This window comes from Heyndrickxia coagulans DSM 1 = ATCC 7050, from assembly GCF_000290615.1.
Taxonomy (GTDB): Bacteria; Bacillota; Bacilli; order Bacillales; family Bacillaceae_C; genus Weizmannia; species Weizmannia coagulans.
Window position 1 is genome coordinate 1 of the sequence record NZ_ALAS01000153.1, and the last position, 357, is coordinate 357.

At 45.1% G+C, this 357-nt stretch carries 1 rRNA gene; it reads left to right on the forward strand.

What is annotated here, in order from left to right:
• A 16S ribosomal RNA gene (locus tag IC21_RS08155) occupies positions 1 to 51 on the forward strand; the annotation flags it as partial.
• Positions 52 to 357: the final 306 nt, after the last annotated feature.

Genomic DNA, 357 nt, shown 5'->3' on the forward strand with positions numbered 1-357 from the left:
AAGTCGTAACAAGGTAGCCGTATCGGAAGGTGCGGCTGGATCACCTCCTTTCTAAGGGGAAAAGCGTAGGGCGCTCGTTCATCGGCGTACAGATTTCGAAGTCTTCGACTGAGATAAAGGAAACATGATGAGCCTTAAAGGCGAATCGATGCCCGCTTATCGTAGGGAGAAGACGTAGAAATACGCTAGCCGATAGCGCCCTGAGCTAGACATAAAAGGAAAACCTTCGGTTTTCCGAAATTAAGTTTGGCGTTTTCGTTTTGTTCGGTTTTGAAGGTCCAATCCTTCAGTATGTGTTCTTTGAAAACCGGATAGGAGAAATAAACCAAGTAAACCGAGAATCGCTTATTTTTGGAT